This window comes from Bradyrhizobium sp. USDA 4474 (genome assembly GCF_054057515.1).
The window spans coordinates 2059457-2073142 of sequence record NZ_JBSRZJ010000002.1; the positions used below are offsets into that span (position 1 = coordinate 2059457).

Annotated in this window: 10 protein-coding genes and 3 pseudogenes; 1 reads left to right on the forward strand and 12 read right to left on the reverse strand. The window is 63.0% G+C overall.

Annotation, left to right across the window (positions count from 1 at the left end; genetic code table 11):
• Nucleotides 1-205 precede the first annotated feature (205 nt).
• The 5 genes and pseudogenes from ACVW16_RS11520 to ACVW16_RS11540 all read right to left on the reverse strand — a co-directional run bounded on the left by ACVW16_RS11520 (nucleotide 206) and on the right by ACVW16_RS11540 (nucleotide 2735).
• Complete coding sequence (locus ACVW16_RS11520; RefSeq protein WP_456699342.1) at nucleotides 206-1087, reverse strand: replication initiator protein A; 882 nt, start codon at nucleotides 1085-1087, stop codon at nucleotides 206-208.
• A 22-nt stretch (nucleotides 1088-1109) separates the two neighbouring features.
• The gene (locus ACVW16_RS11525) at nucleotides 1110-1391 is read right to left on the reverse strand and encodes a helix-turn-helix transcriptional regulator (RefSeq protein ID WP_008561544.1); all 282 of its coding nucleotides are present in this window, start codon (nucleotides 1389-1391) and stop codon (nucleotides 1110-1112) included.
• Nucleotides 1392-1524: 133 nt separating this feature from the next.
• Nucleotides 1525-1965 carry a DUF2285 domain-containing protein gene (locus tag ACVW16_RS11530; RefSeq protein WP_456699343.1) on the reverse strand — a complete coding sequence of 147 codons (441 nt, stop codon included), beginning with the start codon at nucleotides 1963-1965 and terminating at the stop codon, nucleotides 1525-1527.
• A gap of 136 nt (nucleotides 1966-2101) precedes the next feature.
• The gene (locus ACVW16_RS11535; protein ID WP_456699344.1) at nucleotides 2102-2296 is read right to left on the reverse strand and encodes a transcriptional regulator domain-containing protein; all 195 of its coding nucleotides are present in this window, start codon (nucleotides 2294-2296) and stop codon (nucleotides 2102-2104) included.
• A 165-nt stretch (nucleotides 2297-2461) separates the two neighbouring features.
• Nucleotides 2462-2735: pseudogene (locus ACVW16_RS11540) on the reverse strand (DUF2285 domain-containing protein).
• 146 nt (nucleotides 2736-2881) lie between these two features.
• On the opposite strand from ACVW16_RS11540, the pseudogene ACVW16_RS11545 reads away from it, so the two are divergent.
• Nucleotides 2882-3126 (forward strand): annotated as a pseudogene (locus ACVW16_RS11545) (helix-turn-helix domain-containing protein).
• Between the two features lie 103 nt (nucleotides 3127-3229).
• Here ACVW16_RS11545 and ACVW16_RS11550 read toward each other — a convergent pair.
• The 7 genes and pseudogenes from ACVW16_RS11550 to ACVW16_RS11580 form a co-directional block, all read right to left on the reverse strand.
• Nucleotides 3230-3551, reverse strand: a pseudogene (locus ACVW16_RS11550) (DUF736 domain-containing protein).
• Nucleotides 3552-3739: 188 nt separating this feature from the next.
• Nucleotides 3740-4039, reverse strand: coding sequence for a hypothetical protein (locus ACVW16_RS11555; RefSeq protein WP_456699346.1), 300 nt, complete (start codon nucleotides 4037-4039; stop codon nucleotides 3740-3742).
• 90 nt (nucleotides 4040-4129) lie between these two features.
• Nucleotides 4130-4579 carry a hypothetical protein gene (locus ACVW16_RS11560; RefSeq protein ID WP_456699347.1) on the reverse strand — a complete coding sequence of 150 codons (450 nt, stop codon included), beginning with the start codon at nucleotides 4577-4579 and terminating at the stop codon, nucleotides 4130-4132.
• Nucleotides 4580-4719: 140 nt separating this feature from the next.
• Nucleotides 4720-5643: a DUF2493 domain-containing protein gene (locus ACVW16_RS11565; protein ID WP_456699348.1), complete on the reverse strand. Its 924-nt coding sequence runs from the start codon at nucleotides 5641-5643 to the stop codon at nucleotides 4720-4722.
• Between the two features lie 338 nt (nucleotides 5644-5981).
• Nucleotides 5982-7043: a DUF7146 domain-containing protein gene (locus tag ACVW16_RS11570; protein ID WP_456699349.1), complete on the reverse strand. Its 1062-nt coding sequence runs from the start codon at nucleotides 7041-7043 to the stop codon at nucleotides 5982-5984.
• Nucleotides 7043-11356 carry a strawberry notch-like NTP hydrolase domain-containing protein gene (locus ACVW16_RS11575; RefSeq protein WP_456699350.1) on the reverse strand — a complete coding sequence of 1438 codons (4314 nt, stop codon included), beginning with the start codon at nucleotides 11354-11356 and terminating at the stop codon, nucleotides 7043-7045. The genes ACVW16_RS11570 and ACVW16_RS11575 overlap by 1 nt, the downstream gene beginning before the upstream one ends.
• Before the next feature lie 185 nt (nucleotides 11357-11541).
• Nucleotides 11542-13659 (reverse strand): ParB/RepB/Spo0J family partition protein, encoded by a 2118-nt coding sequence (locus tag ACVW16_RS11580; protein ID WP_456699351.1) that lies wholly within the window; start codon nucleotides 13657-13659, stop codon nucleotides 11542-11544.
• Nucleotides 13660-13686: the final 27 nt, after the last annotated feature.

Consider the following 13686-nt stretch of genomic DNA (forward strand, 5'->3'; position numbering starts at 1 on the left):
TATCGGACTGCCGTTGCCGAGCGCCGCCAAGGTGGGCTTTCGGCCTGGTCCGTTAGAAGAAATCCGAAGGATTTCCGGTTAGTAAAGTTAGAGCGGCGGGAAAGCGCGGAGAAACAAGCGCTTAAGTCCGATTCCGGTCCCCGATAGCACGAGGATCGGGTCCCCGATAGCACGAGGGTTGCGGTCCCCGATAGCACGAGCTGATTCACAGGTTGTCCTCCGAATTTGAAACGAGTCCGCGCCGGCGCAGGCGTGCCGTTAAGGGATGAACAGGCGCAGGTGCGAAGTTCAGCCGCTCGGTACCGTTGGGATCGCGCGTCAGCACGAGCTGATAGCCGGGCAATGCCTGGCACTGGACGATCTGACGCACGTCGTAAGCAAAGTGCTTGAGCGGTGAAATGATGCCGGACTTGGCATGAAGGTGCACAAGATCAAAACTCCAACCGTCATCCTGGCGCCCACCATGCTTGCGCACGAGCCGGTAGAGCCACCGCTCAAGTCCGCCCGTCAGCTCGAAATAGGCGCGGTCGATCGTCAGCACGAGCGCGTCATCGATGACGCCCGCGTAGAACCAATCCGGCAGGATCAGTTCGATCCCAAATGGACGACCGTTTGCATCGGCCGTCTCCTTCCACTCGTTGATCCAGGAGAAGCGCTGCCGTCGCCGTTCTGTCGGCTGGCGGATCGACGTCAGCACGGTCGTTGACTGAAGTCTGTCGAGACCCGCCTTCAGTCGGTCATAGTCACGTGCGCTGGTGCCGCGGCCGACGAACGTCAGAATCTCGTAAGGCGTTGCAGCCATCAGGCGCGACGTCTTCAAGCCGGCGTCACGGGCTTCGACGATCTGGGACGCAGCCCAGATCAGAACGTCTGCATCCCAGATGGTCGCCATGCCGTGTTCCGGCACAGCTTCGACACGAATAGCGATCGCACCGGCACGGAAATCGATCGGCACGATTCGCTTTGTTTTGGCGAGCGAAAAGAACGGATAAGCCATCAGATCCTGCGCATCGCGGGGCGCGAGATCCCCGGGCAAAGCACGAAAGAGCTCAAGCTGGTGGCGCTCGGAATGATGACTGCGCCGCATGGTCACTGCTCTCACGCGGCTATTAGCGACGTTCCTGACCTGCATAGGGACGCAGGGCCGGATGCTTCTTGGCGGGCAGCACGGTCCCCTTGCCGGGATCCGATGTCGACGTCTTGGCGCCGCGGTCGGCCCACGCTTTCAGATCATCGACGGCGTAGACAACACGTCCGCCGATCTTCCGATACGTGGGCCCAGTACCGTAGGTGCGGTGCTTCTCCAGCGTGCGGCCGGACAGGCCAAGATAGCGCGCGGCCTCAGGTGTGCGCAGGAATCGCGGGGGAAGACCGGCCATCGGATCGGGCATTTGAGAACTCCAGGAGGACAGCGCACTACACCTGGCTAGGCCGGCGTGTGTGCGGTCATCATGGTGGAGCAGGATCTCGGAGGGGGATGCCGAATGTTGGGGGTATGATTTTCGGCACCCCCTGGGGACTGCGCTACTCGTCTTTGCGCCCGGGCCGCAGGAGTTTGCGGTAACCGCCGCGCATCAACGCAAGGCCGCCTTGCACCAAGCGGACCGTTCGATTGCGCAGATCATGCGTCTTCCAGGCGCGATCGGGGATGCGCTTTTTGCTGAAGAGCGCTTCGGCGATAACGCGATAGCTCCCACCGGCGCTATGCGCATCAAGCGCGCGGATCGCGGCGCTCAGGCGTTCGCGTCGCTGTTTAGATAAGTGATGAAATGCCGGACCTGGCGCGCGTCCATTCATCGCGCGCCACAGCCGGCGGGCTGCATACGCTCGCGCGTCGAAATCGCCATCAAACGGCAGCTCGGCTGCGTATGTCGAGCCGAGCACCGGCGGCTCTTTGGACCAGACGCGGTGATCTACCGCACCGATGCGCAGCACGGCATGCCAGCCGTCGACAGCGCGGCGCACCTGACCTGCTGCAAGGTCAAGGAGCGGCTGAGACGCTGAACTGCGATCGGCGGCCCAGGCAACCTTGACCGGAACGACCGCCGCTAGAACCTCAGGCGCCCAAAAGATCGTCTGCTCGTCGAAGGACCTCTGCGGGTCATGGGCGAAAGCAGAGGCCCCACCTCCTCCTGAATTCCCCGGTCACTGTACCATCTGGGCTGCTTGCGATCATCGCTTCGTACTCGCGTCGATAGTCCCCGTTACGACGGAGACATTCCCAGGCGATATCGGTGATTTCGGCGTCTTGTAGGCTCTTGTAGGAATCCGGCGACCGCCAGTCGAATTCAGGCATTGCTTCCGTCCCATTGCGCACAGCTAACAACGATTGCGGCGCAATAGGTATGAACGAAGCGGTTGTAGGAAGCCCCTAGTTTGGCACCACGTGGTGCACCGGAATGACCACCGATCAGCAAAAGAAAATAGTTCTGCCTGCAAGTCGCCAGCCGGTAGTCTTGTTCTATTTCGAGCCGGTGCCTCGTAAGAGGCGCCCTTGCTCCGTCAACCATTTGGCGCGCGCAAGGTGGCTCTGATATGCGCGCCGCGCACGATCCGGCTCTCGCACCGGATCGATATGCAGCACGATTTCGAGCGACTTCCATCCAGTCAGCCCCTTCGCTTTCGGCCTGCAGGAGGCGCATGTAGGCCACCACATGCCGCTCATCGTAGGCAGTGAGAATTTGATCTGCAGGCGCAGCATCGGCGACGTCTGGGTCGAGCGGCGGCTTCCTCATAAGACTCCACGCCTTAGATTAGACAATTTCTAACACGCGGGCCGGAAGGAGCAGAAGCGTTAAAACTATCGCGGGAGCCGTCCGGAGGGTGTTTTGTCGAGAATACTCCGTGGTGAAATACTCTTCAAGGACATGCCCTCTCGCGTATCGATATACGCGAGATACTTGCAATCAATTTGCGGAAGCTCCGGCAGGCGGTTTGTCACAGGAGGAATTGGCTCATCGTGCTGAAATTGACCGCACTTATATCAGCGCACTCGAGCGAAGCGTTTATGCGGCGGGTATCGACGTTGTCGATCGGCTCGCGCGCAGTCTGGGCGTCGAGGCAGCCGACCTGCTCACTCGCCCGCCCACAAGCGCCAAGAAAAGGACGCGGGGGCAGGCCGAGTGATTGATGCCGAGCCGCTCGATCCGGCGGCCGGTTCGCGCTCACTTGACGCCTGAAGGATGGGAAGCCCCGCCCGGCGGACCGGACGGGGCTTGGTGGGGCGCTCTTACTCGCCGGTCTTGCGCGGCCGCGACCAGAGCAGGGTGTAGCCTTCACCGCCTTCGTCGTCGAACAGGTTGGCGTAGATCGGCGCGTTGAACGAGGGGTCATCGAGCTTGAGCGAGAGGTAGTCCCGGCCCTCTTCGGAGCGCTTCGACCAGGCCGCGCCGATCTCCGCGCGACCCACATAGATGCGGTGGCTGGGAGCGTTGTCGTTGGATCGGTTGGTCTCGGCGAGGATGCGGACGCCCTTGGCCTTCAGGCTCAGGGTCACGATCTCGCCCTGGAATTCGTTACCGACCTTCTTGAAAGAAACCGATGTTAGCCATGTCACTTCTCCTGTTGTGTTTCGAGCCCGCGACCACCGCGGCCTCGATGGCGATCTAGGGCCGAGGACGATCGGCGACGCACCCGCTCGGGCCGGAGCGCAGCGGAGGACGTCGTTGTGGCGACTTTCTTGTCTCGCGAGGAATGGGCGAAGCCCAGGGGAAGAAAGTCGCATCAACGGCGTTGCGGCTCAGACGATCGAGGCGAAGCCGGTCTTCGGCCAGATCAAGCCATCAACGAGGCCATGTGCGTCCGCGTGCTGAACCACAATCTTACGGAGAAGCGTGGCTATCTCGGTTTTGACGAACAAGAGGTCGGAACGCTTCAGCGGGGAAAGAGAAACAATCTCCTGCAAAAGGCGGCATCGCTTCCAAGGACCGATCGAGGTTAACGCGTCTCCGCCGCGGATGCGTGGGCCAGGCCGGATACCGGCAGCTTGATCGAGGGGTTCAGAGGAGGCCTGCCTCGCCCGCGCCAGGCTTCGATCCATCCCCCGTTCACCGCGCCGATCTGCGCGTACCTGTTCGATGATGAAGGCGGGAAACGATCATCTTTCGAGGCTTACGGTCGTAAGAACCGGTTAGGACAAGTTCTCCACCACCCCACCCGACTCTAACGGGCGGGACTTCGTCAAAACCATCAAGCGCGTCCATGACGAAAGGCCAATGCAAACTGCGCCGAGGCAAGCGAAGACCTCACGCCAAGCCAGCGATGGCACTCCGATCTGCGACACGGCGAACACCATGTGATAGCCGGCGACGGCGGCGGGAGCAGAGAATGCTGTGGCGATCGCGACGCGAAAGGCGGAGGACCGAGTAGCAGCAAAGGCGACCTGGCCGAGGACGAGCGTCAGCGCACCGCCGGCCGTTGCGACGAGCAGCGCGCCAATAAGGCCGGCACCGCTCTGAAACGTCATCATCCCGATACTCAGTGCGACGTAAAACGGCAGGGCATACACAGCGAGCGCAAAGATCGCCCAGCAGAACAAGCCGATGCCGAGTGTGTTGAGAACAGGCCCAAGTGCGAGCATGGTGGTGGCTCCATGTGCATAGATCTACCAGTCGCGCCTTCCACCACCACCACGGCGCATCCCTGGATATGAGACCGAAACGAGGCGGAGTTGCGGCGTGAGCAACTTCGCCTCAAAGACTTCAGTCGAGCAGACGGCGCTCACGCGCCGCCGAACATCCAGACAGGGATGCCGAGCCGTTTCGCCTTGTCGGCGAGGTTGTCCTGGATTCCCGTACCCGGGAAGTGCATGACGCCGATCGGTAGGAGTTCGAGCATGGCGTCGTTGCGCTTGAATGGTGCGGCCTTGGCGTGCTTCGTCCAGTCGGGCTTGAAAGCGATTTGCGGCACTTTGCGAGTGGTCGCCCATTTGCAGGCGATCAGTTCGGCCCCCTTGGGGGACCCGCCATGGAGCAGGACCATGTCCGGATGCTTGGCGTGAACCTTGTCGAGACGATCCCAGATGAGATGGTGGTCATTGAAGTCGAGCCCTCCGGTGAGTGCGATCTTCGGCCCAGCGGGCAGCATGACCTCGGTCTCGGCACGACGCTTGGCGGCGATGAAGTCGCGAGAGTCAATCATCGCTGCGGTCAGCATGCGATGGTTCACCAGTGATCCAGATCGGGGACGCCAGAATGAGCCGGTGTGAGTCTCGAAGCGCTCTATGGCCTGGTCGCGGAAGAGCTCCAGGCAGTTGCGGCGCTCAATCAGTGTGATGCCTTCCGCCGTGATGCGCTCGAGTTCGACGGATCGAACTTCGGAACCGTCCTGCTCGCGCTGACTCTTCTGTTGCGCCTGTTCGTTGTCGTCGAGTTGGCGACCGATGCGGTCGACGGCACGATGGAACAGGTTGACAGTCGACCAGAGCAGATCGTCGAGGTCCGGCTCGAGCCGCGTGTCGCTCAACGTGGCGACCAGGGCGTCGAAGATGTCAGCGACAGCACCGGTAATGATCCTGCCCTCGGGAAGCGGCCGCGGATCGGGCTGGTCGTCGAAGGGGCGGTAACCGAAGAGCTGCAATTCGGTAAGAACGTGTTCGGTCGCAGATGCGGCGTGCGGCGGTTCGATGTCATCGTGGTCGGTCATGGAGGCGATCCTTTGCCGGATCGGCCGCGACCATCGCGGCCTTCGTGGCGATCACTCAGACGGCAGGCGGAACGAGCCAGAACCCGGAGCAGAGCGGAGGGCCGAAGCGCAGCGGAGGATGGCGGAGGCCGGCTATTTTGCTTCGCGATGCAAAGCGCGCCGATAACGTGACTAATATGTCTTCTCATCGCCGGTGCGCGGCGGAAAATAGCCGGTCGCAGCCATTGCCGGCCCTGACCGCCTGTCGTCCGATCGCCCTCTAGAAGGCCGTGGTCGCGTGCTCTTCCGGCATCGGCCTCGCTTTGACCGACCTAGTGACGCCGATCGAACACGCCAAGCTATTCCGCAGCCACCGTCGACGAATGCAGGAAGCGGATGACGTCCTCCGGGACAAGTTGAAGCCGCAACGCTGCTCGCAGGGTATCAAGGCCGAAGATGTGCAGATCTTCGTTGAAGTCCCCCAGCCGGGGCGACAGCGGGATCGCTTCAACGCCGACCTCTTCCGCGCGCTGGATGAGAATCGCCTGTACGGCATCTCCGGCAGCATCGTCATCGCGGGCGATATAGAGCCGACGCAGGCCAGACGGCAGCAACATGGCTGCGAGGTGATTAGCCGAAAGCGCGGCCGCCATCGGCAACGTCGGCAGCACGTAGCGCAGCGACAGCATGGTCTCCAGACCCTCGCCGGCAGCGAGCACGTCGTCCACCACGCCAAAGCGAACGGCATTGCCGAGCAGGTCGCCCATGGCCCGGCGTGGCGTATCAATCGGGGCCTTGCCGAGCCGCACGCGATCAAAGCCGTGTGGATCTAGCCAGGTGCGATGCACGCCGGTGATCCGTCCCTCGAGGTCCGTGACAGAGCCTATCATCGCCGGCCAGGTTTCAGTCGGCAAATGCTCGTCCGGTCGGTAGTAGCAACGCGGGTGGAAGCGCACGCTACCACCATGGTGGACTTGGCTTATTCCACGACGCTGCAAATACGTTTCCACCAACGTCCCTTCGATCGGGCCGGACATCGCAAAAAGTCGACGGGCGGCTTCTTGCGATCCGGCCGGCACGACTGGACGAACGGGTCTCGGGAGTGATTGCTCCTCAGAACGAGGCAGCTTCAGAAAGCGCCTCGCCTCCTCGGCGACTTCGCGGAAGTCTCGCAAGGCAAGGCTTTCGCGGATGATGTCAAGGAGATCGCCATGTTCCCCGGTCGCGGCATCGGTCCACTTGCCGGCGGGGCCCTTCGGCGATTCGTGCAGCCGCACGAACAACGAGCGACCCGGGGTGTTGTGGACGTCGCCGACCACCCAGTAGCGCCCCGCTCGCTTACCATTGGGGAGATAGTGTCGGCACACCGCCTCGGCCTCGCGCGCGAGGCGACGTGCCAGCTCGGAGACATCGCCGGACATCACGCGGCCTCCCGCTCACTTACGCCCGTAACCGGATAGGTGTCGAGCACCCTCGACAGGACCTCGATGCCGCTCGCGTCCGTGGGCACGAACATGCGCAGCTTCCAGGAGATGATCTCTCCAAACAGACCATAAGCACGGAGACGATCGCGCATCGTGTCATTGAATCCCGACAGCTCGATGCGATGTGCACCCATCACCCGGACGCGGCGAAGCTGAAGGCCCTCTGCGAGCTCGAGGACGGTCCGTCCTTCCATCAGTGCAGCAAAGGCAGCGTCCGGCGTCAGCGAGGGTGCGTCCGTCGTAACGACGTTTGCGACCCACGCGGCCGAAACCCTGCGGCCGATGACGCGTTCGCCTGTATCGGTCTGAAGCCGATAGACGCGGGTCGAATCGTTCGGTAGCCGCTTCCAGATCGGTAGCAGCAAGCCCGCCACGACGTGGATCGTGCTTTCCGTGAACTCGGGCAGCTCGGCAAGCTCCGCCAGCCAGGTCGAGGCAAAGCGTTCACGATCCGCTTCGCCCCAATGACTTTCGGCCATAGTGGTCAAGGGGACCGTGTGCTGATCCATCGGCCGGATCAGACGGACGCGCCGCTCGATCGCGCCGTCATCGAGCATGACGCTCGCCGCGGGGACCTGCACGGCGGCTCGTCCCGAGCGCTCATTGACGAGCAGGACGGCCCGACGATCGGAAAGACGAGCAAGAGCGTCATCCAGACTCACCGGATGATTGCGCTGGCGCTGGACGACCGTGAGCAGCCGGGTCTCGGCGCCGGTCCCCGGATGGTCATAGATCGTCCGCCGGTCGGTGACGACGAAGCTCTCGGCACGGAGGGTTTCCAACCCCACGTCGTAGGTGCCGGATGCAACCGCGCCTTCGATCCGAGCGGTCAAGAGCTGCTCGAAGGCGGTGAACAGCACATTCTGTAGGTCGATGGTGAGCGCCAATAACCTGTTCAGAAAGGTCGTGATCGGCGGTAGGTCATCCCTGAGCCCATTGGCATTCAGACCGGTCGCATCCTCGAACCTCCCAAGCGAGCAGCCGTCGACCTTGCCTCGCGCGAGCAGCGTGTAGAGCTGACGCAACGCATCACGTCCGTACTGGCTTTCGAGATTGTCCTCGGGCCGGAACAGGCCCTGTCCTCCGGTCTGACGTTGGCCGCGCGTAATGGCTCCCAACGTATCGAGCCGGCGGGCAATGGTGCTGAGAAAGCGCTTTTCGGCCTTCACGTCTGTCGCAATCGGACGAAACAACGGTGGCTGCGCTTGATTGGTCCGGTTGGTGCGGCCAAGCCCTTGAATCGCAGCATCGGCCTTCCAACCGGGCTCGAGCAGGTAATGCACGCGCAACCGCCGATTCCGAGCCGACAGTTCGGCATGGTAGCTCCTCCCCGTGCCGCCCGCGTCGGAGAACACGAGGATGCGCTTGACGTCATCCATGAAAGCCGAGGTCTCGGCGAGGTTGGCTGAACCGGCTCGATTTTCGACCACCAGCCGGTCGCCCTTGCGAACGATGCGGCGCGAGCGGCCCGTCACCTCGGCGACCAGTTCGGTGCCGAAGCGCTGGATGACCTGATCCAGTGCCCCAGGTACCGGCGGTAGTGATGCAAGCTTCTCGATGAGGCGGTCGCGTCGTGCGACGGCTTCCCGGCTCTCGACCGGCTGGCCGTCGCGATAGACAGGCCGGGAGCAGAGGTTGCCCTCCGAGTCGGTGAAGGGCTCGTAGAGCTGGACCGGAAAGGAGTGGGCGAGATAGTCGAGGACATACTCGCGCGGTGTGATGTCGACCTGGACGTCGCCCCACTCTTCAGTCGGGATCTCAGCGAGCCGGCGCTCCATTAGCGCCTCGCCCGTCGACACGATCTGGATGACTGCCGTGTGTCCAGCCTCAAGATCGTGCTCGATCGAACGGATCAGCGACGGGGTCTTCATCGAAGTCAGGAGGTGGCCGAAGAAGCGCTGCTTGGCGCTTTCGAAAGCGGAGCGTGCCGCAGAATTGGCTTGCCCGTTCAGCGTTCCCGTTGCGCCGGTGATGTTGGCGGCTCGCATCGCCGCATCGAGGTTATTATGGATGACGCTAAACGCACCGGCATAGGCATCGTAGATGCGAACCTGCTCCGGCGTCAGCTGGTGCTCAACGAGATCGTACTCGACGCCCTCGTACGAGAGCGAGCGGGCTGCGTAGAGACCGAGCGCCTTGAGGTCGCGCGCCAGCACCTCCATGGCCGCGACCCCACCTTCCTCGATCGCTTCGACGAACTCGGCACGGGTGGCGAACGGGAAGTCAGCGCCGCCCCAAAGGCCGAGGCGTTGGGCATAAGCCAGGTTGTGGACCGTGGTGGCACCCGTCGCCGACACATAAATTACGCGGGCATTCGGCAGCGCGTGCTGGAGCCGCAGGCCCGCACGTCCCTGCTGAGATGCAGCCTGTTCACCGCGCTCGCCTTTGCCCCCGACCGCATTCTGCATGGCATGGCTCTCGTCGAAGACAATCACTCCGTCGAAGTCCGAACCCAACCATTCGACGATCTGCCTGACACGCGAAAGCTTTTCGCCACGCTCGTCGGTCCGTAGCGTGGCGTAGGTGGTAAAAAGGATGCCTTCCGAGAGCCGGATCGGGGTGCCCTGGCGAAACCGAGACAAGGGCGTAACAAGCAGCCGCTCCATGCCAAGCGCGGACCAATCGCGCTGCGCGTCCTCAATCAGCTTGTCGGACTTGCTGATCCAGACCGCACGACGACGGCCCTTGAGCCAGTTGTCGAGCAGGATCCCCGCGACCTGCCGCCCCTTGCCCGCCCCGGTGCCATCGCCCAAGAACCAGCCGCGGCGAAAGCGGAAGGCATTTTCCGCGTCGTCGCGCGCGGCGGCCACAACATCAAAGGTCGTGTCGACCGTCCAGGAGCCTGCCAGGAATTCGGAATGCGCTTCGCCGGCATAGATCACGCTCTCGAGCTGGGCATCCGACAGAACTCCGTCCACCATGACATTGGCCGGCAGGTGCGGACGATAGGATGGCTTCGGTGGCGCAACGGACGCCATCGCCGCGGACTGCACGAGCTTGGTCGGATGTGCGCACGATCCGGGAATGCGGATCGACTGCAATCCGTATTCTTCATAGAGCGCATCGGTGAGCCGGGCACCTTCCGGCGGGGACCATTCGACCGTCTCGTAGATCAGTTCTGCGCCTACTGGCGCGGCGTCTCTCGAAGTGGACGATATGCGTGGTGCAATGGCGCTGGCCGATCGCGACATCGCTGGCCGCCCAATACCAACGATCTCTGATGGCGCGGCGACGGGCAGCCTTGGAGGCACATGCAGGTTCACCCAGCCAAGCAAGGTAGCGACATCACCCGCCATGCCTGGCGAGGCGGGAAAAGCGGTCGGATCGGCAGCGGGCAGCTTGTCGATCACAAGCAGCCTGGTATCCGTCTGAGTGCCATGCTTGGCGTAGACGGCGCCGTCGATCGCCGCACAAAACACCACCCGTCCGCGTTCCTGGAGGCGAACGAAGGCATCTCGCCATGCCGGATTGTCCGGCGCGAAGCTTGCGCCGGCAATAGCAACGAGGCGTCCACCGTCGCAAAGACGCGCGAGCGCCGAAGCGACGTGGCGGAGAGCCGCATCCGCCATCCGTCGATCGACATTCGCTACCGCGGAGAACGGCGGGTTCATCAGGACGACGCTAGGTGTGACACTCGCATCGAGGTGGTCATCGATCTGCGCGGCGTCGAACCGCGTGACCTGAACGTTGGCGAAGAGATGGCCGAGCAGCTCCGAGCGGGCATCGGCCAACTCGTTCAATGCCAAGGCGCCGCCGGCGAGCTCTGCAAAGACGGCGAGCAGGCCTGTCCCCGCGGATGGCTCCAGAACGCGATCGGCAGACGTAATTCCGGCTGCGGTGCATGCGGCAAGCCCGAGCGGGATCGGCGTCGAGAATTGCTGATATGCCTGGCCGTCCTCGGACCGCCGCGTATGTGTCGGCAGAAGGCCAGCTACTCGCACGATCATCGGCAGCATGGCGGCCGTCGAACCAGCCTTGGCCCGCATGGCCGGGCCGAACTTGCGAAGGAACAGAACGGTTGCCGCCTCGCAGACGTCATAGGCGGTCTTCCAGTTCCAGACCCCGGCTGCATCCGAGGCGCCGAAGGCAGCCTCCATGGCGCAACGCAGGGCAGCGGCATCAATGCGACGGCCCCGTTCGAGATCGGTCAAGAGCTGTCGCGCGGCCCTGACAGCAGCGGAGGTGAGACTTGCAGCGGCACGCATCGAGAGGGGCGCGGCGGCAGCGCCGCCGGCGAGAGATTCGGTCATGGCAGGATTTCTTTCGGAGAGAAGGAACGGGTCGAACCATCAGGCGCTCTCCTCTGATCCCGACGGCTCAAACCTTTCCCGGCCTGCCTCTCCCTCTGAGCCCTCGCCAATAAGAATGGGGACCAGCGCTGAGCACCGGTCCCCAAGCAACCGCGGGACGGCCGGAGCCATCCCGCTCTGTGATGTCACTCAGCCGCGTCGAGCTGTTGCGGATCTTCGTCGCCGGCGGCCTCCCGATCCTCTTCGTCGGCGAGGAATTCGGGCAGCGAGCCCGCTTCCCCCTCCTGCTCCACTGGCGCCACATCGGGGTCGACGAGACGCAGCGGCTCCGGCAACCAACCCGAGCCATCCAGAAGACGCTCGGCCTCCTTGGCCATGTCGGCCTTCTTCAGATGGTCGATCAGTTGCGCCGACGACTCGCCCTTGGCTTCCCGCACCGCTTCCAGAATACGCGGCTTGGTGACCCGGCCGAGATAGTTGTCGACAGTCGGTCGCCAGCCAGCCTGCACCATGTCGAGCCCGACCGCCCGCGCCAGCACATCAGCTTGGCCGAGACGCGTGCGGACACCCTGAGCCGAGACACGGCCTTGGTTGTAGCGGTTGGCCGGCTCATAGACGGCGTTGGCCGCAAATGATGCACAGTGGGCGAACAGCGATGCCTGTGCACCACCATCGAGAGCCGTCAGCGCATCCCAGAGATCGTTCTCGCTCTTCGGCAACCGCGCCTTCCAGGCCTCATGCCGCGCCTCGACTGCTTTGGCCGAGACGCTTTCCCTCAGCCCCGGAGCTTGGGCGGGAAAGTTCGGCGTGCGAAGGCTGATCTCAAGACAGCTCCCCGACGACGCGAATCGGTAAAAGGCCGTCAGCACGAAGTTATGCAGCACTGCCTGGAACGCAACCGCTGGATTTTCTGCCAGCGCATCCCGCAATGCCAGCGTACGATGCGCCGTCAGCTCGATAATCAGCCGATCCGGCAGAGGCCTGGCCGCGTCCTCATCATCTTCTTCAGCATCAGGAGCACTACCTGCGACCGCGATGACCGTGCGCTGGACGGAAGGGGCCTCTCCTTGACCTTCAGTCGACGACGCATCGGCGCCCTGCTCGGCATCAGGATCGGCTGTCGGCATCTCGTCCTCTGGCCGGACGTAACCCCGGTCCACGGAGAGGCGCCCTTCGGAATCGATGCTGATGAAGACACCAGCTTGGGCGATCTCCGTCCGTTCGTAAAGCATCGGTCGGTCTTCGAATGCCGCCAATGCCGACTCGATTTCCCCGAGACGCCGATCGACCTCGTCCGGCAACTCGTCGGCATCCTGGTAATCGGATTCAAGCTTGGCCTGCTCGGCGTTGAGAGCATCGATAGTGGCCTGCTCCTCAGGCGAGAGATCGACAGGTTTGCCTTCGATTTCTCGTAGGCCTTGAGTGTGACCGTAGGAGAACTCCACGGCGACTGAGATCCACTTCCAGCCTTCGGTAGCAATCGTCTCAGCTTCGGCTTTGAGCTTTTCGGCCACGAGCCGGTCGAGCAACACGATGTCCTGGAGCCAGCCGCCGTCGTCTTGCTCGAACAGATCCCGCAGAACGCCGCCGCCTGCGTGCTGATAGGCATCGAGGCCCACGAATTGGGCTCGACGATCGGACCCGCGCACGGTGTTCTCAGTGAGCAGCCGGCGGATCTGGTAAGGCTCGTCATAACCGGAACGGCTGACGTTCTCCCAGATTTGCTCCTGCCGGGCGTGATCGGCCGTGACCGAGAACGCCATGAGTTGCTCGAGCGTCATGCCGTCTTCGGCATAGACCTCGTGCAGCTTCGGTGACACCGACGCCAGCCGCAGCCGCTGCTTCACGATAGCCGGGTTCACGAAGTGCCGGGCGGCGATGTCTTCCTCGGTCATACCGAGATCGCGGAGCGTCTGGAAGGCCCGAAACTGATCGAGCGGATGCAGACCGACCCGCTCATCGTTCTCCGCCACCGAGTCGTCCGCGGCGATGCCCCCCTCACGAACGACACATGGCACCGCCTGCGTCTTTGACATGCGCTTTTGTTTCACCAGGAGTTCGAGAGCGCGATAGCGCCTGCCGCCCGCCGGCACCTCGAACATGCCGGTCTCGTTGCCATCTGCATCAGCGACAGCCCGGACACTTAGACTTTGCAGGAGCGTACGCTGCGCGATGCTCTCGGCTAGCTGCTCGATCGAAACACCGGCCTTTACGCGGCGAACGTTCGACTGGCTGAGCACGAGCTTGTTGAAGGGAATGTCCCGGGAAGGCGACAGCGTGATCTTTTGTACGGCTTTCGTCATTTTGGTTCTCCACGACGGGCGGCCGGT

Coding starts and splice junctions, on each gene's coding strand:
- ACVW16_RS11580 (WP_456699351.1), bottom strand. CDS start 13,659: ATGACGAAAGCCGTACAAAAGATCACGCTGTCGCCTTCCCGGGACATT.
- ACVW16_RS11560 (WP_456699347.1), bottom strand. CDS start 4,579: ATGCTCGCACTTGGGCCTGTTCTCAACACACTCGGCATCGGCTTGTTC.
- ACVW16_RS11535 (WP_456699344.1), bottom strand. CDS start 2,296: ATGCCTGAATTCGACTGGCGGTCGCCGGATTCCTACAAGAGCCTACAA.
- ACVW16_RS11575 (WP_456699350.1), bottom strand. CDS start 11,356: ATGACCGAATCTCTCGCCGGCGGCGCTGCCGCCGCGCCCCTCTCGATG.
- ACVW16_RS11520 (WP_456699342.1), bottom strand. CDS start 1,087: ATGCGGCGCAGTCATCATTCCGAGCGCCACCAGCTTGAGCTCTTTCGT.
- ACVW16_RS11555 (WP_456699346.1), bottom strand. CDS start 4,039: ATGGATCGAAGCCTGGCGCGGGCGAGGCAGGCCTCCTCTGAACCCCTC.
- ACVW16_RS11525 (WP_008561544.1), bottom strand. CDS start 1,391: ATGCCCGATCCGATGGCCGGTCTTCCCCCGCGATTCCTGCGCACACCT.
- ACVW16_RS11565 (WP_456699348.1), bottom strand. CDS start 5,643: ATGACCGACCACGATGACATCGAACCGCCGCACGCCGCATCTGCGACC.
- ACVW16_RS11570 (WP_456699349.1), bottom strand. CDS start 7,043: ATGTCCGGCGATGTCTCCGAGCTGGCACGTCGCCTCGCGCGCGAGGCC.